The following is a 14508-nucleotide window of genomic DNA, read 5'->3' as shown; positions in this document are numbered from 1 at the left end:
TTCAGGAGGGTGAGTTATGGCTTATAAAATTTTGGTGGTAGATGATGATCTTGCTATTCTTCGCCTAATAAAAAAAGTACTAGAATATGAAAAATATGAAGTAGTCATACGAAATAAGATAGAAGAGATTGATCTTTGTGATTTTACAGGATTTGACTTGATTTTATTAGATATTATGATGCCTGTTAGTGGTTTAGAAATCTGTCAGATGATTCGCGAGCAGATAACTGTTCCTATCTGTTTTATAACTGCCAAGGATATGGATAAAGATTTGGTAGCTGGAATTAATGCAGGTGCTGATGATTATATTATGAAGCCCTTTAGTATGCAAGAATTGTTAGCACGTGTTAAAATGCACTTGCGTCGTGAAGAACGGACTAAAGGAAATGTTCATCAAATAAAGATTGGAAAGCTTATACTATATACGGATAGTAAGGAACTATTTGTAAACGATGATAAGATTGCCTTGACAAGGAGGGAATTTGATATAGTGAATCTTTTAGCAAGCAACCCAAGTAAAATATATTCTATTGAGGAAATTTATAATTATCTATATCCACAAAGTTCAGAAGCTCTGTTACGTTCGGTTTCAGAGTACATTTATCAAATTCGTCAAAAGCTGAAACCTTATCAATTAAATCCAATTAAAACCTTGTATGGTGGAGGATATCAATGGGTAGAATCAAAAGTTTTAGACAATTAATTCGAGAAACCTGTTGGAGAATTATTTGGCAGTTTAGTCTTGGCTTATTAATAGCCTATCTTATTCCTTTAGCTTCAGTATCTATACAAATAAATGAAGACGGGAAACCTCTACAAAATAGTGGTGTTCTATCAATTTTTTTCAATGTGTCATCATGGATATATATTTGTGTTTTATTGATTGTTCTAATAAGTTATCACATTGGAAAATTGTTGAAAAAACTGAGTTATGAAATGACTTTGATTTATGAAAATAGTATATGGTTAGAGCGGGAATGTACAGAAAGATTAACGGTTAAAGAATTTCGTGAGACAGGAAAGCGGATTATTGTGATGCAAGATAGAATTCGACAATTAATAGTTGATGAGAAACAGCAGAAAGAAGATTTGATGTTTCAGGTTTCAGCAGCTTCTCATGATTTAAAAACTCCCTTAACCATTATTAGGGGAAATGTGGAATTTTTGCAGGCGATAACTGAAAACGACCAATCTCAAGAATGCTTAGCAGATATAGAAAGAGCTAGTCAACAGTTACTAGACTATTTCAATCAATTGATTCACTATTCTAAAACCTATTATGATGATGAGACAGGTTGGACGGAGTATTCCTCTTCAGATTTTATTAATGAATTAGAGAAAGAAGTTTCTTTTCTGATAAAAAATCAGATGAAGTTTTCTTTTGAACAAAATGTGAAAGGAACTGAAAATTATTATATAAATCCATCTCTTCTGATTCGTGCCATACAAAATATTTTAACAAATGCTTTGGAGTATGCAGATAAACAGAATCCTAAAATTAAAATTAGGGTAGAGCAAGAGGCGAAAGAATTGAAAATAGGTATATGGAATAATGGTTCGGAATTTCCAGATGAAATTTTAACTAATTTTGGGAAGCTCTTTTATCGTATGGATAAAGCTAGATCGGTTAAAGAGCAACATTATGGTATTGGACTTAGTTTTGTATGTAGAGTTGCAAAACTACACAAAGGCCGAGTTGAGCTTAGAAATAGAGACTCGGGAGCAGAAGTTTTAATAACTGTGAATTGTATTAAATCATAGTGATTTACTTGTTAATTTATGATTGAATAGTTTTTATATGTGAGCTTTTAAACTATTTAACTTTTTCGACTAGTATAAGATGTAACGGTAGATAATAAAAACGAATGATGATATCTAGTTGATGAAAACTATTTATCATTCATTCGTTTTTTAATTATTGGATAATTTACGTAGCTTTATCTCGAACGTTGTTTTCCAGCGTTGCGATTTTTGTGTTTTTTCTTGCTTATAATAGCAGTTGGTTGTTCAGGGGTCACGTCTTTTCGTCCGTTTGCTGTTGAGAAAGCACTTGCTTTTGGTGGATTCTTCGCCAATTCTTCACGGACTTTTTTGCGAAGTTTTGGACGAACGATATAGTTGACGATAAACTGTTGGAGAATCATCATGAAACCACCGACAACCCAGTAAAGTGTGACACTGGCTGGTGAAATGAGGGAGAAGACGACAATCGTGATTGGGCTCACGTAAGCCATTTTCTTGATTTGATCTCTTTGCGTTTCATCTTCTACTCCGTGAAGTGAAAGGAGCGATTGAAGATAGTAAAGGACACCAGCGAAGGCAACCAACATCATACTTGGAGAACCTAGAGGAATGCCTAGATAGCTTGCTTGAGCAACCCCTTCAGTATGTTGGGCAGCAAAGTAGATAGCAGAGAAGAAAGGCATTTGAAGGAGGATAGGGAAACATCCTACACCACCAAACATGCTGATGCCGTGTTCTTTTTGAGCGGCAAAGAGAGCTTGTTGGGCTTCTAGTTTTTCTTCTTGAGTTGTTGCTTCCTTGAGACGTGTTTGGTGTGGCTCGAGGACGTGCTTGAGGGCGTTCATTTTTTCAGAGTGAAGCGTTGCCTTCCATGATTGGTAGATACCAAGTGGCAAAATAATCAAGCGTACGATAATGGTTACGATAATGATAGCCATACCAAAGCCTAGACCTTTATCAGTAGCGAAGTACTTGATAGCTTCAGCCATAGGCGCTCCGAAAGTATTCCAAATAAATCCTGTGGGTTCTCCTGTTGCTTTATCGACGCTAACACAGCCAGTCAAAACAAGCAACATAGCCACTCCCATAGCCGAGAGTGCAAAACGTTTAATAGATTTCACTGTTTTTATTCCTTCTTTAAAAATTATACCTTTCTATTCTACTGTTTTTTTACAAAATATACAATAGTTCTAGAGACCTAATTTGCGATTTTGAAGTCAGGGTAGGGAGGAAAGTTGCTCAGTTTGACATCTAAGTAGCTGACTTTTGAAAAGGGTGTGGGTCCTTTTCGGATTTCTTGGATAAATTTCGCCATGATAGCGGATGAGTCTGCTTGGGCTAAGATTTCCACTGTTCCATCGTCATTATTCCATACCCGACCTGTGATGTCACCAATTTCAAGCGCCAGGCTGTAAACACCCCAACGAAATCCAACTCCCTGCACTCTACCTTGGGCAATCATTCTAACCTTTTGCATACCAAACCCCTTTGATTGTGTTATAATATTTCTATGACTATTATAACCTCAAAAGCCAATTCTGTGGTAAAAAATGCCAAGAAATTACACCAAAAAAAATACCGTAAGTCTGCTTATTTGATTGAAGGCTGGCACTTGTTTGAAGAAGCTGTTCAAGCTGGAGTGACGATTGAGAAAATCTTTGCCTTAGAAAATTACCGAGATCAGTTAGCTGCTTTTCCGCAAACTGTCTGGGTGTCAGAGGATATTTTGCTAGATTTGGCGGATTCTCAGACTCCACAGGGAATTGTTGCCGTCGTTCAAAAAGAAGAAGTAGGGCAAGCTGACTTTAGTCAAGGCAAGTTCTTGTTTTTGGAAGATGTGCAAGATCCTGGTAATGTGGGAACTATCATTCGGACTGCGGATGCAGCAGGTTTTACTGGAGTGATTGTTTCAGATAAATCGGCTGATATCTACAGTCTCAAGACTTTACGTTCTATGCAGGGCAGTCATTTTCATCTGCCTATTTACCGGATGTCTAGTCAAAGACTTCTCGTGGAAGCTAAGGAAGCAGCTATCCCAGTGCTGGCAACAACCCTATCTAAAGATTCTATTGATTACAGAGAACTGCCTCCTATAGAAAATTTTGTACTAGTCATGGGAAATGAGGGTCAAGGAATTAGTCCCCTCATGGCTGAAAGTGCAGACCAGTTGGTCCACATTAGTATGAAGGGGCAGGCAGAGAGTCTGAATGTTGCCGTTGCAGCAGGTATTTTAATTTTCCATTTAAGCTAATTTTAACTTTCTTTGTTATAATCAAGGAAAGATGTTCATAGAAAAGGAGAAAAGATGAATCACACTATTATTCATGACCGCGCAGGTCTCAATCAATTTTACGCTAAGGTTTATGCCTTTGTTGGTCTGGGAATCGGACTATCTGCTTTGGTATCAGGCCTTATGTTAACGGTCTTTCAGTCTCAGTTGGTTTACTTTTTGATGCAGGGGCGTCTCTGGTTGACCATTGCAACCTTTGCAGAGCTAGCTCTGGTCTTTGTTGCCAGTAGCATGGCTTCAAAGAATAGCCCAGCGGCTCTTCCAGTATTTTTACTTTACTCAGTATTAAATGGCTTTACCCTCAGTTTTGTGGTGGCCTTCTATACTCCAGGTACGGTTTTGTCTGCCTTTGTATCAAGCGCCCTTCTCTTCTTTGTCATGGCGGCAGTCGGTATGTTCACTAAGAAAGATTTGAGTGGGATTGGTCGTGCTATGATGGCAGCCCTCATCGGTTTGATTATTGCTATGATAGTCAATATTTTCTTGGCTAGTGGCTTCTTTGATTATATGATCAGCGTAGCCATGGTCTTGGTCTTCTCTGGGCTGATTGCTTGGGACAACCAAAGAATTCGTCTCGCTTATGAACAATCACAAGGTCGTGTAGCGACAGGTTGGGTTGTGTCAATGGCTCTCAGTATCTATCTTGATTTTATTAATCTCTTCCTAAGTATTTTACGTATCTTCGGTCGTAATGACTAAAGGTCTATGAAATCAGTGTTTTGAATGACACTGATTTTTTTTAAAATTTCTCTTTTCTTTTCTTGGAAATAGGTGTATAATGCTTTTAATTAATTTTTTGAGGAGTAGCCTATGAAGAAAAGTTTTATCCATCAACAAGAAGAGATTTCCTTTGTCAAAAACACTTTTACCCAGTATTTGAAAGATAAGTTAGAAGTTGTCGAAGTTCAAGGTCCTATCTTGAGCAGGGTCGGAGACGGGATGCAGGACAACTTATCAGGTGTGGAGAACGCCGTATCGGTCAAGGTTCTCCAAATCCCTGATGCCACTTATGAAGTGGTGCACTCCCTTGCTAAATGGAAACGCCATACCTTGGCTCGCTTTGGTTTCGGTGAAGGTGAAGGTCTTTTCGTCCACATGAAGGCCCTTCGTCCAGACGAAGACTCGTTGGATGCGACCCACTCTGTTTATGTTGACCAGTGGGACTGGGAGAAGGTTATCCCAAATGGTAAACGGAATATCGCTTATCTAAAAGAAACAGTTGAGAAGATTTACAAGGCTATTCGCCTTACTGAGCTAGCTGTTGAAGCTCGCTATGACATCGAATCAATCTTGCCAAAACAAATCACCTTTATCCATACAGAAGAGTTGGTAGAACGCTACCCAGACTTGACACCAAAAGAGCGTGAAAATGCTATTTGTAAAGAATTTGGAGCAGTCTTCTTGATCGGTATCGGTGGTGAATTACCAGACGGTAAACCGCACGATGGACGTGCACCAGACTACGATGACTGGACAAGTGAGTCTGAAAATGGCTACAAGGGTCTAAATGGTGATATTCTTGTTTGGAATGAGTCTCTGGGTGGAGCATTTGAATTGTCTTCTATGGGTATCCGTGTAGATGAAGAAACCCTTCGCCGTCAGGTAGAAATCACCGGTGATGAGGACCGCTTGGAATTGGAATGGCACAAGGCTTTGTTGAATGGCCTATTCCCATTGACAATCGGTGGAGGAATTGGACAATCTCGTATGGCCATGTTCTTACTTCGCAAGAAACACATCGGAGAAGTGCAAACAAGTGTTTGGCCTCAAGAAGTTCGCGATACTTACGAAAATATTTTATAGAGAATCGAACCGCAAGGTTCGATTTTCTTTCTCTTTTCGCCCATAATTTGGTATAATAAACGGTATGAAAATCGTATCAGGAATCTATGGGGGACGTCCCCTCAAGACACTAGAAGGCAAGACGACAAGACCCACTTCGGATAAGGTTAGGGGAGCCATTTTTAACATGATTGGTCCCTACTTTGAAGGGGGACGAGTCTTGGACCTTTATGCAGGTAGTGGTGGTTTATCTATCGAGGCAGTATCGCGTGGCATGTCCAGTGCTGTTTTGGTGGAGCGAGACCGTAAGGCTCAGGCTATCGTGGCTGAAAATATTCAGATGACCAAGGAAGTTGGGAAATTTCAACTTCTCAAAATGGATGCAGAAAGGGCATTGGAACAGGTATCTGGGGGATTTGACCTCATTTTCTTAGACCCTCCTTATGCCAAGGAACAAATCGTAGCAGATATTGAAAAAATGGCTGAGAGGGAGCTTTTTTCTGAAGATGTCATGGTCGTGTGTGAGACGGATAAGGCCGTTGAACTTCCAGAAGAAATTGCCTGCCTGGGTATCTGGAAGGAAAAAATTTATGGAATTAGTAAGGTGACAGTCTATGTCAGATAAGATTGGCTTATTCACAGGCTCATTTGATCCGATGACAAATGGGCATCTGGATATCATTGAACGGGCTAGCAAACTCTTTGATAAGCTCTATGTCGGTATTTTTTTTAATCCCCACAAACAAGGATTTCTTCCTATCGAAAATCGTAAACGGGGGTTAGAAAAGGCTTTGAAACATTTGGGAAATGTTAAAGTCGTGTCTTCTCATGATGAATTGGTGGTCGATGTCGCGAAAAGACTGGGGGCTACTTGTCTAGTGCGTGGTTTGAGGAATGCGTCTGATTTGCAATATGAAGCCAGTTTTGATTACTACAATCATCAGCTGTCTCCTAATATAGAGACCATTTATTTACATAGTCGACCTGAACATCTCTATCTCAGTTCATCCGGTGTTAGAGAGCTTTTGAAGTTTGGTCAGGATATTGCCGGCTATGTTCCTGATAGTATTTTGGAGGAAATAAGAAATGAAAAAAAAGATTAGATGGCCCTTATATGTCATTGCGGCCTTGATTGTGACTTTCTTGGCATTTGTAGTGCCCTTGCCCTACTATATAGAAGTTCCAGGTGGTTCGGAAGATATTCGCCAAGTCCTTAAAGTAAATGACACAGAAGATAAGGAGGCTGGTGCCTATCAATTCGTTACGGTTGGTGTCCAACATGCCACTTTAGCCCATATGATTTATGCGTGGTTGACGCCTTTTACAGATATTCGTAGTGCTCAGGAGACTACAGGTGGATCTTCCGATGTTGAATTTATGCGGATCAATCAATTCTACATGCAAACATCGCAAAATATGGCCAAGTATCAAGGGCTAAAAACAGCTGGTAAGGATATTGAACTTAAGTACCTTGGGGTTTATGTCTTGACTGTGACGGATAATTCGACCTTTAAAGGGATTCTCAACATCTCTGATACGGTCACAGCAGTCAATGATCAAACCTTTGACAGTTCCAAAGACTTGATTGATTACGTCAATTCTCAAAAACTAGGGGACTCCGTCAAGGTCACCTATGAAGAGGATGGGCAAACCAAGTCTGCAGAAGGTAAGATTATCACCTTGGAAAATGGCAAAAATGGAATTGGAATCGGCTTGATTGACCGTACAGAAGTAACCAGTGATGTCCCAATTCGCTTTTCAACAGCTGGTATCGGTGGTCCAAGTGCAGGTCTCATGTTTAGTCTGGCCATCTATACCCAAATAGCTGACCCTGGCCTTCGTAATGGCCGTATCGTTGCCGGTACAGGAACCATTGACCGCGATGGTAATGTGGGAGACATTGGAGGTATTGATAAGAAAGTTGTAGCTTCGGCTAGAGAAGGTGCCGCGATTTTCTTTGCCCCTGATAACCCTGTTAGCGAAGAAGAACAAAAAGCGCATCCTGATGCGAAAAACAACTACCAAACGGCCCTAGATACAGCCAAAACAATCAAGACAGATATGAAAATCGTGCCTGTTAAAACCCTACAAGATGCAATTGATTACTTGAAAAACAATCCTTAGTTTTTGAGTGAAGTTTCCAAACTAGCGCACAAACAGAGAAGATGGTATAATAGTCAAATGGTTCAATTATTATTCACTCTAAGCAGTCACATGCTCTTTATTTATGTGAGTTTTTACCTTTTAAAGAATCTTGTTAGATGGGAAAAAGTCTTAAAAGTAACAGCTGAGAACACAGGAAAAGTTCGTTTACTAGTAGCCTTTTTCAGCATTGTAATGGGCTATATCATGAGTTCTTTCTTTATCAGCCTATATCAGTTGTGGCAAGAAGCGCTTAGAGGATTATTATAAAATCAAATGTAAAGGAAATAAGTATGGAAAAAATTGTGGTTCAAGGTGGCGATAATCGTCTGGTAGGAAGTGTTACGATCGAAGGAGCAAAGAATGCAGTCTTGCCCTTGTTGGCAGCGACTATTCTAGCAAGTGAAGGAAAGACCGTCTTGCAGAACGTTCCTATCTTGTCAGATGTTTTCACTATGAATCAGGTGGTTCGTGGTTTGAATGCCAAGGTGGATTTTGATGAGGAAGCTCATCTTGTCGAGGTGGATGCGACTGGCGATATCACAGAGGAAGCTCCTTACAAGTATGTCAGCAAGATGCGTGCATCTATCGTTGTCTTGGGACCAATTCTTGCCCGTGTAGGTCATGCCAAGGTATCCATGCCAGGTGGTTGTACGATTGGTAGCCGCCCTATTGATCTTCATTTGAAAGGTCTAGAAGCTATGGGGGCTAAGATCAGTCAAACAGCTGGTTACATCGAAGCCAAGGCTGATCGCTTACATGGAGCTCATATCTATATGGATTTCCCAAGTGTTGGTGCTACGCAGAACTTAATGATGGCAGCGACTCTGGCTGATGGGGTGACAGTGATTGAAAATGCTGCGCGTGAGCCTGAGATTGTTGACCTAGCTATTCTCCTCAATGAAATGGGAGCCAAGGTTAAAGGTGCTGGTACAGAGACCATTACCATTACCGGTGTTGAGAAACTTCATGGTACGACTCACAATGTAGTCCAAGACCGTATCGAAGCAGGAACCTTTATGGTAGCTGCTGCCATGACTGGTGGTGATGTCTTGATTAAAGACGCTGTTTGGGAGCACAACCGTCCCTTGATTGCCAAATTGCTTGAAATGGGAGTGGAAGTGACAGAGGAGACTGAAGGAATTCGAGTTCGCTCTCAACTAGAAAATCTAAAAGCTGTTCATGTGAAAACCTTGCCACACCCAGGTTTTCCAACGGATATGCAGGCTCAATTTACAGCCTTGATGACCGTCGCAAAAGGGGAATCAACTATGGTGGAGACAGTTTTCGAAAATCGTTTCCAACATCTAGAAGAAATGCGTCGCATGGGCTTGCACTCGGAGATTATCCGTGATACAGCTCGTATTGTTGGTGGTCAACCTTTGCAGGGGGCAGAAGTTCTTTCAACTGACCTTCGTGCCAGCGCAGCCTTGATTTTGACAGGTTTGGTAGCGCAAGGAGAAACCGTTGTCGGTAAATTAGTCCACTTGGATAGAGGCTACTACCGTTTCCATGAGAAATTGGCGCAGCTAGGTGCTAAGATTCAGCGGATTGAGGCAAGTGATGAAGATGAATAAGAAATCAAGCTACGTAGTCAAGCGTTTACTTTTAGTCATCATAGTACTGATTTTAGGTGTTTTAGCCCTAGGAATCGGTCTAATGGTAGGCTATGGAATCTTGGGCAAGGGTCAAGATCCATGGGCTATCCTGTCTCCAGCAAAATGGCAGGAATTGATTCATAAATTTACAGGAAATTAGGCTGGAAAACCAGCCTTTTTTAAAGATAAGGAGAAATATGAACAAAAAAACAAGACAGACACTAATCGGACTGCTAGTGTTATTGCTTTTGTCTGCAGGGAGCTATTATATCAAGCAGATACAGTCGACAGCTAATAGTCCCAAAACCAAGCTTAGTCAGAAAAAACAAGCGCCTGAAGCTCCTAGTCAAGCATTGGCAGAAAGTGTCTTAACAGATGCAGTCAAAAGCCAAATAAAAGGGAGTCTTGAGTGGAATGGCTCAGGTGCTTTTATCGTCAATGGCAATAAAACAAATCTAGATGCCAAGGTTTCAAGTAAGCCCTACGCTGATAATAAAACAAAGACAGTGGGCAAGGAAACAGTGCCAACCGTAGCAAATGCCCTCTTGTCTAAGGCCACTCGCCAGTATAAGAATCGTGAAGAAACTGGGAATGGTTCAACTTCTTGGACTCCTCCAGGTTGGCATCAGGTCAAGAATCTAAAGGGCTCTTATACCCATGCAGTCGATAGAGGTCATTTGTTAGGCTATGCCTTAATCGGTGGTTTGGATGGTTTTGATGCCTCAACAAGCAATCCTAAAAACATTGCTGTTCAAACAGCCTGGGCAAATCAGGCTCAAGCCGAGGATTCGACTGGTCAAAACTACTATGAAAGCATGGTACGTAAAGCCTTGGATAAAAACAAGCGTGTCCGTTACCGTGTAACTCTTTATTATGCTTCAAACGAGGATTTAGTTCCCTCAGTTTCACAGATTGAAGCCAAGTCTTCAGATGGAGAATTGGAATTCAATGTTCTAGTTCCCAATGTTCAAAAGGGACTTCAATTGGATTACCGAACTGGAGAAGTAACTGTAACTCAGTAAAGGATAAGATAAACTCCTATGTCACTAGTGGATGTAGGAGTTCTTTTTTGGACTATTTAAGTAGGGCTACAATAGACACTGAGAAAAAATAATATGTACTGGACTAAATTTTGTGATATAATAAGGGGTAAGATACTATTTTAGGAGAAGAACTATGGAAGACCCAAGTAGTCAGAATTTGTTTCTACAATTTGTTTTATTGTTTATCTTGACGGTATTAAATGCCTTTTTCTCAGCTACAGAAATGGCCATGGTGTCACTAAACCGTGCGCGGGTTGAACAAAAGGCAGAAGAAGGAGATAGACGCTATATCCGTCTGCTGAAGGTACTAGAAAATCCTAACCACTTTTTATCGACTATTCAAGTAGGAATAACCTTGATTACAATCTTGTCAGGGGCAAGTTTGGCAGAAACTCTGGGACGAGAAATTGCATCGTGGCTTGGAAATGGTGAAACAGCTTATGCTATTGCAAGTTTTCTATCTTTAGCATTTTTGACTTATATTTCCATCGTTTTTGGGGAATTGTATCCTAAGAGAATCGCTCTTAATCTAAAAGATGCCTTGGCGATTCGTACAGCGCCAGTTATTATTGGGCTGGGAAAATTAGTTAGTCCCTTTGTTTGGCTCTTGTCTGCGTCTACTAATCTTTTGAGTCGCTTGACTCCTGTGGCCTTTGACGATGCTGATGAAAAAATGACTCGTGATGAAATTGCCTACATGCTGACAAATAGTGAAGAAACACTAGATGCTGACGAAATTGAGATGTTACAAGGGATTTTCTCACTGGACGAATTAATGGCCAGAGAAGTCATGGTTCCTCGAACGGATGCCTTCATGGTCGATATTCAGGATGATAGTCAAACCATCATCCAAAGTATTTTAAAACAAAATTATTCTCGTATCCCTGTCTATGATGGGGATAAGGATAACGTGATTGGGATCATTCACACCAAGAGTCTCCTTAATGCGGGCTTTGTGGACGGTTTTGACAATATTGTTTGGAAGAAAATCTTACAAGATCCACTTTTTGTTCCTGAAACTATTTTTGTGGATGACTTGTTAAAAGAATTGCGCAATACCCAAAGACAAATGGCAATCTTGCTGGATGAATACGGTGGGATGGCTGGTTTGGTGACCCTAGAAGACCTCTTAGAAGAAATCGTTGGGGAAATCGATGACGAAACAGATAAGGCTGAAATCGAAGTCCATAAGATTGGAGAAGATACTTATATTGTTCAAGGTACCATGAATCTCAATGATTTTAATGACTACTTTGATGTTGAACTGGCAAGTGATGACGTTGATACCATCGCTGGTTACTATTTGACAGGAGTTGGGACCATTCCAACGACTGAGAAACTCAGTTATGAATTAGTCAGCCAAAACAAACAGCTTATCTTAACCAATGATAAAGTGAAAAATGGACGTGTTACCAAGGTAAAAGTCCAAATTACCGAAGTTGAAATAGAAGAAGAAACAGAGTAAACTAGAGGCTTTTGTCACCAGGCGTGACAAAGCTTTTTTCAGTTGATTTTAAAAGGAAATAGTATCCTCGAAAAACTCAGCCCCCAAATCTGCCCCAAAAGTTTTTAAAATCTATCCGTATTTATCCGAAGAAAAAATAAAAAAAGCCCTATTTTACGGGCTTTTTGTCTTGATAAATTCCGATTAATTCGGTATTGAAAGGCGGTAGACGGATTTGAACCGACGATCAAGCTTTTGCAGAGCCGTGCCTTACCACTTGGCTATACCGCCTTAACGTTTATTATTATACCTTGAAAATGATTTTCAGTCAATAGCTTTTTCAGATTTTTTGTGTCAATAAGCCTAAATATTCTGAAAATTCGTTTACTTTTCTTGAAATCTATGGTATAATTGATGATAACCTATACTTTATAAGAGGAGTAAAGAAATGAAAAAAAGTCAAGTGCTTGCTGTAGCAGGAGCTACCTTATTAGCGTCAGGAGTTCTAGCTGCGTGTTCAAACACTAGTTCAAATAATGCTAAACTAGCAAAAGATTACCAATATGTTTATCAAACAGATCCAGAAACCTTGGATTATATCGTTAGCAATATTGATTCAACATCTTTCATTACAACAAATGCTGTAGATGGTTTGTTGGCTAATGATAAATATGGTAATTTAGTTCCTTCTATTGCTGAATCATGGACAGTTTCAAAAGATGGTTTGACTTATACCTATAAAATCCGTAAGGATGCTAAATGGGTGACAGCAGAGGGAGAAGAATACGCTCCTGTAACTGCTAAAGACTTCGTTACTGGTTTGAAACACGCCGTAGATGGAAAATCAAAAGGACTTTCAATCGTTAGCTCTTCTATTAAAGGATTAGAAGCATACATCAAGGGTGAAACAAGCGATTTTTCAACCGTTGGAGTAAAAGCAGTTGATGATCAAACACTAGAATATACCTTGAACCAGCCAGAAACTTTCTGGAATGACAAGACAACTAGTGGTGTTTTGATGCCAGTTAATGAAGAATTCTTAGCTTCAAAAGGGGAAGGTTTTGGTGCTCCAACAGATGCCAACTCTATTCTTTATAACGGTCCATTTGTCTTGAAGGCTGTAACTCCTAAATCATCTATCGAGATGGCTAAAAATGACGCTTACTGGGATAAAGAAAATGTAAAAATTGAGAACGTTAAGTTCACTTTCTGGGATGGTAAGGATCAAGATGTAATTGCCAAAGGTTTTTCTGATGGCCAATATAGCAAAGCTCGTATCTTCCCTACAAGTTCTACATATGAAAAATATGCAGCTGACTTCAAAGATAACATTTACTTTAACGAACCAGGTGCTGGTGTTGCAACTGTCAGCTTGAACTATGGCCGTACAACGTATAACCACACTGCTAAGACAAGTGATGCCCAAAAGACATCTACTAAGAAAGCCTTGTTGAACAAGGAATTCCGTCAAGCCTTGAACTTTGCGGTAGATCGCAGTTCTTATTCAGCTCAAACAAATGGTACTGATGGAGCTGCAGTAGCCATCCGTAATACATTTGCACCATATAATCTTCAAGTTGGTAAGAAAACATTTGGTGAATTGGTACAAGATAGCTTGGCTAAGACAAATTCTTCTACTTGGTCAAACGTATCTCTAGCAGATTCTCAAAATGGCCTTTACAATGAAGAAAAAGCGAAAGAAGTCTTTGCTAAAGCTAAATCAAGCCTACAGGCTGAAGGTGTTGAATTCCCAATTCACTTGGATGCCTTGGTTATCCAAGAATCAACAGCGGTTGTAAACCGTGTGCAATCATTGAAACAATCAATTGAAAAAGTATTGGGTTCAGATAATGTTGTTGTAGATTTACAACAAATGACTCAAGCAGAAGCTTTACCAATTTCATTTAGCGCTCCAACAGCTAAAGAACAAGACTGGGATATTCATACCTTGCTAGGATGGAACCCTGACTATCAAGATCCTTCTACTTTCTTGGATCAATTCGTCCTTAAGGGAGGAAGCACTCGCCTTTACCTTGGTATTGACCAAAACACAGATGCATCAGTAGTAAGCAAACTTGGTTTAGCTGACTATGGAAAATTACTTGATGACGCAAACAGCGAAAACCAAGATGTTCAAAAACGTTATGAAAAATACGCAGTAGCACAAGCTTGGTTGACTGACAATGCTTTGACAATTCCAGTAATGGCTTCTCCTAAAGAAACAGCCGTTTCATATGTTTCAAAAGTTCTACCATTTAGCTCTTCATATTCTGTAGCCGGCCTTAAAGGTGAAAATTCAGGATACTTGAAGTACACTGAAGTTGGTGAAAAAGCAATCACCAAAGAAGAGTATGAAAAAGCTCGTGAAAAATGGTTGAAAGAAAAGACTGAGTCAAACGAGAAAGCTCAAAAAGAATTGGCAAGTCATGTGAAGTAAATAATTTTCAATAGAACTTTCTCTCCATG

At 39.9% G+C, this 14508-nt stretch carries 16 protein-coding genes and 1 tRNA gene; 14 read left to right on the top strand and 3 right to left on the bottom strand.

The genetic code is table 11. The features are described from left to right. Positions 1–16 precede the first annotated feature (16 nt). Together ACWPV5_RS09435 and ACWPV5_RS09430 are read left to right on the top strand one after the other, a co-directional pair. On the top strand, positions 17–703 hold the full coding sequence (locus ACWPV5_RS09435) for a response regulator transcription factor (protein ID WP_261054266.1): 687 nt from the start codon (positions 17–19) through the stop codon (positions 701–703). After that, positions 673–1761: a sensor histidine kinase gene (locus ACWPV5_RS09430; protein WP_261054268.1), complete on the top strand. Its 1089-nt coding sequence runs from the start codon at positions 673–675 to the stop codon at positions 1759–1761. Before ACWPV5_RS09435 ends, ACWPV5_RS09430 begins: the two co-directional genes overlap by 31 nt. 176 nt (positions 1762–1937) lie before the next feature. Here ACWPV5_RS09430 and yidC read toward each other — a convergent pair whose 3' ends face one another. Both yidC and ACWPV5_RS09420 read right to left on the bottom strand, forming a co-directional pair. Continuing rightward, the gene (gene yidC / locus ACWPV5_RS09425) at positions 1938–2864 is read right to left on the bottom strand and encodes a membrane protein insertase YidC (protein WP_261085736.1); all 927 of its coding nucleotides are present in this window, start codon (positions 2862–2864) and stop codon (positions 1938–1940) included. A gap of 77 nt (positions 2865–2941) precedes the next feature. Next, a complete protein-coding gene (locus tag ACWPV5_RS09420; protein WP_261085737.1) occupies positions 2942–3220 on the bottom strand; it encodes an acylphosphatase in 279 nt (92 codons plus the stop codon). A 33-nt stretch (positions 3221–3253) separates the two neighbouring features. Between ACWPV5_RS09420 and ACWPV5_RS09415 the strand changes: the two genes are divergently transcribed. From ACWPV5_RS09415 to ACWPV5_RS09365, 11 genes are all read left to right on the top strand, one after another. Beyond that, positions 3254–3994, top strand: coding sequence for an RNA methyltransferase (locus tag ACWPV5_RS09415; RefSeq protein WP_261090978.1), 741 nt, complete (start codon positions 3254–3256; stop codon positions 3992–3994). 54 nt (positions 3995–4048) lie between these two features. Next, positions 4049–4732 (top strand): Bax inhibitor-1/YccA family protein, encoded by a 684-nt coding sequence (locus ACWPV5_RS09410; RefSeq protein ID WP_173253733.1) that lies wholly within the window; start codon positions 4049–4051, stop codon positions 4730–4732. Between the two features lie 111 nt (positions 4733–4843). Next, positions 4844–5836, top strand: a complete 993-nt coding sequence (gene asnA, locus ACWPV5_RS09405; RefSeq protein ID WP_000748005.1) for an aspartate--ammonia ligase — start codon at positions 4844–4846, stop codon at positions 5834–5836. 64 nt (positions 5837–5900) lie between these two features. Then, positions 5901–6440: a 16S rRNA (guanine(966)-N(2))-methyltransferase RsmD gene (rsmD, locus tag ACWPV5_RS09400; protein WP_224218754.1), complete on the top strand. Its 540-nt coding sequence runs from the start codon at positions 5901–5903 to the stop codon at positions 6438–6440. Further along, positions 6430–6918 (top strand): pantetheine-phosphate adenylyltransferase, encoded by a 489-nt coding sequence (gene coaD, locus ACWPV5_RS09395; RefSeq protein WP_101782485.1) that lies wholly within the window; start codon positions 6430–6432, stop codon positions 6916–6918. Before rsmD ends, coaD begins: the two co-directional genes overlap by 11 nt. Then, positions 6902–7939 carry a SepM family pheromone-processing serine protease gene (locus ACWPV5_RS09390; RefSeq protein ID WP_261079354.1) on the top strand — a complete coding sequence of 346 codons (1038 nt, stop codon included), beginning with the start codon at positions 6902–6904 and terminating at the stop codon, positions 7937–7939. Before coaD ends, ACWPV5_RS09390 begins: the two co-directional genes overlap by 17 nt. 57 nt (positions 7940–7996) lie before the next feature. After that, positions 7997–8227: a DUF1146 family protein gene (locus ACWPV5_RS09385; protein WP_000250399.1), complete on the top strand. Its 231-nt coding sequence runs from the start codon at positions 7997–7999 to the stop codon at positions 8225–8227. A gap of 23 nt (positions 8228–8250) precedes the next feature. Then, complete coding sequence (gene murA / locus ACWPV5_RS09380; protein ID WP_136936906.1) at positions 8251–9534, top strand: UDP-N-acetylglucosamine 1-carboxyvinyltransferase; 1284 nt, start codon at positions 8251–8253, stop codon at positions 9532–9534. Next, positions 9527–9715, top strand: a complete 189-nt coding sequence (locus tag ACWPV5_RS09375) for a DNA-directed RNA polymerase subunit beta (protein WP_025169706.1) — start codon at positions 9527–9529, stop codon at positions 9713–9715. Before murA ends, ACWPV5_RS09375 begins: the two co-directional genes overlap by 8 nt. Positions 9716–9752: 37 nt before the next feature. Then, entirely contained in the window at positions 9753–10577 is an 825-nt protein-coding gene (gene endA / locus ACWPV5_RS09370) for a DNA-entry nuclease EndA (RefSeq protein ID WP_454383614.1), read from the top strand. Positions 10578–10731: 154 nt separating this feature from the next. Further along, positions 10732–12063, top strand: coding sequence for a hemolysin family protein (locus ACWPV5_RS09365; protein ID WP_454383612.1), 1332 nt, complete (start codon positions 10732–10734; stop codon positions 12061–12063). A gap of 199 nt (positions 12064–12262) precedes the next feature. Here the strand turns inward: ACWPV5_RS09365 and ACWPV5_RS09360 are convergent. Then, positions 12263–12333, bottom strand: a tRNA-Cys gene (locus ACWPV5_RS09360). A gap of 157 nt (positions 12334–12490) precedes the next feature. Between ACWPV5_RS09360 and ACWPV5_RS09355 the strand changes: the two genes are divergently transcribed. Beyond that, on the top strand, positions 12491–14479 hold the full coding sequence (locus ACWPV5_RS09355; RefSeq protein WP_454383610.1) for a peptide ABC transporter substrate-binding protein: 1989 nt from the start codon (positions 12491–12493) through the stop codon (positions 14477–14479). The last annotated feature ends 29 nt before the right edge of the window (positions 14480–14508 follow it).

This window comes from Streptococcus sp. Marseille-Q7156, from assembly GCF_965119495.1.
The sequence above is the reverse complement of the archived record's forward strand: the minus strand, read 5'-3'. Positions and strand labels throughout refer to the sequence as shown.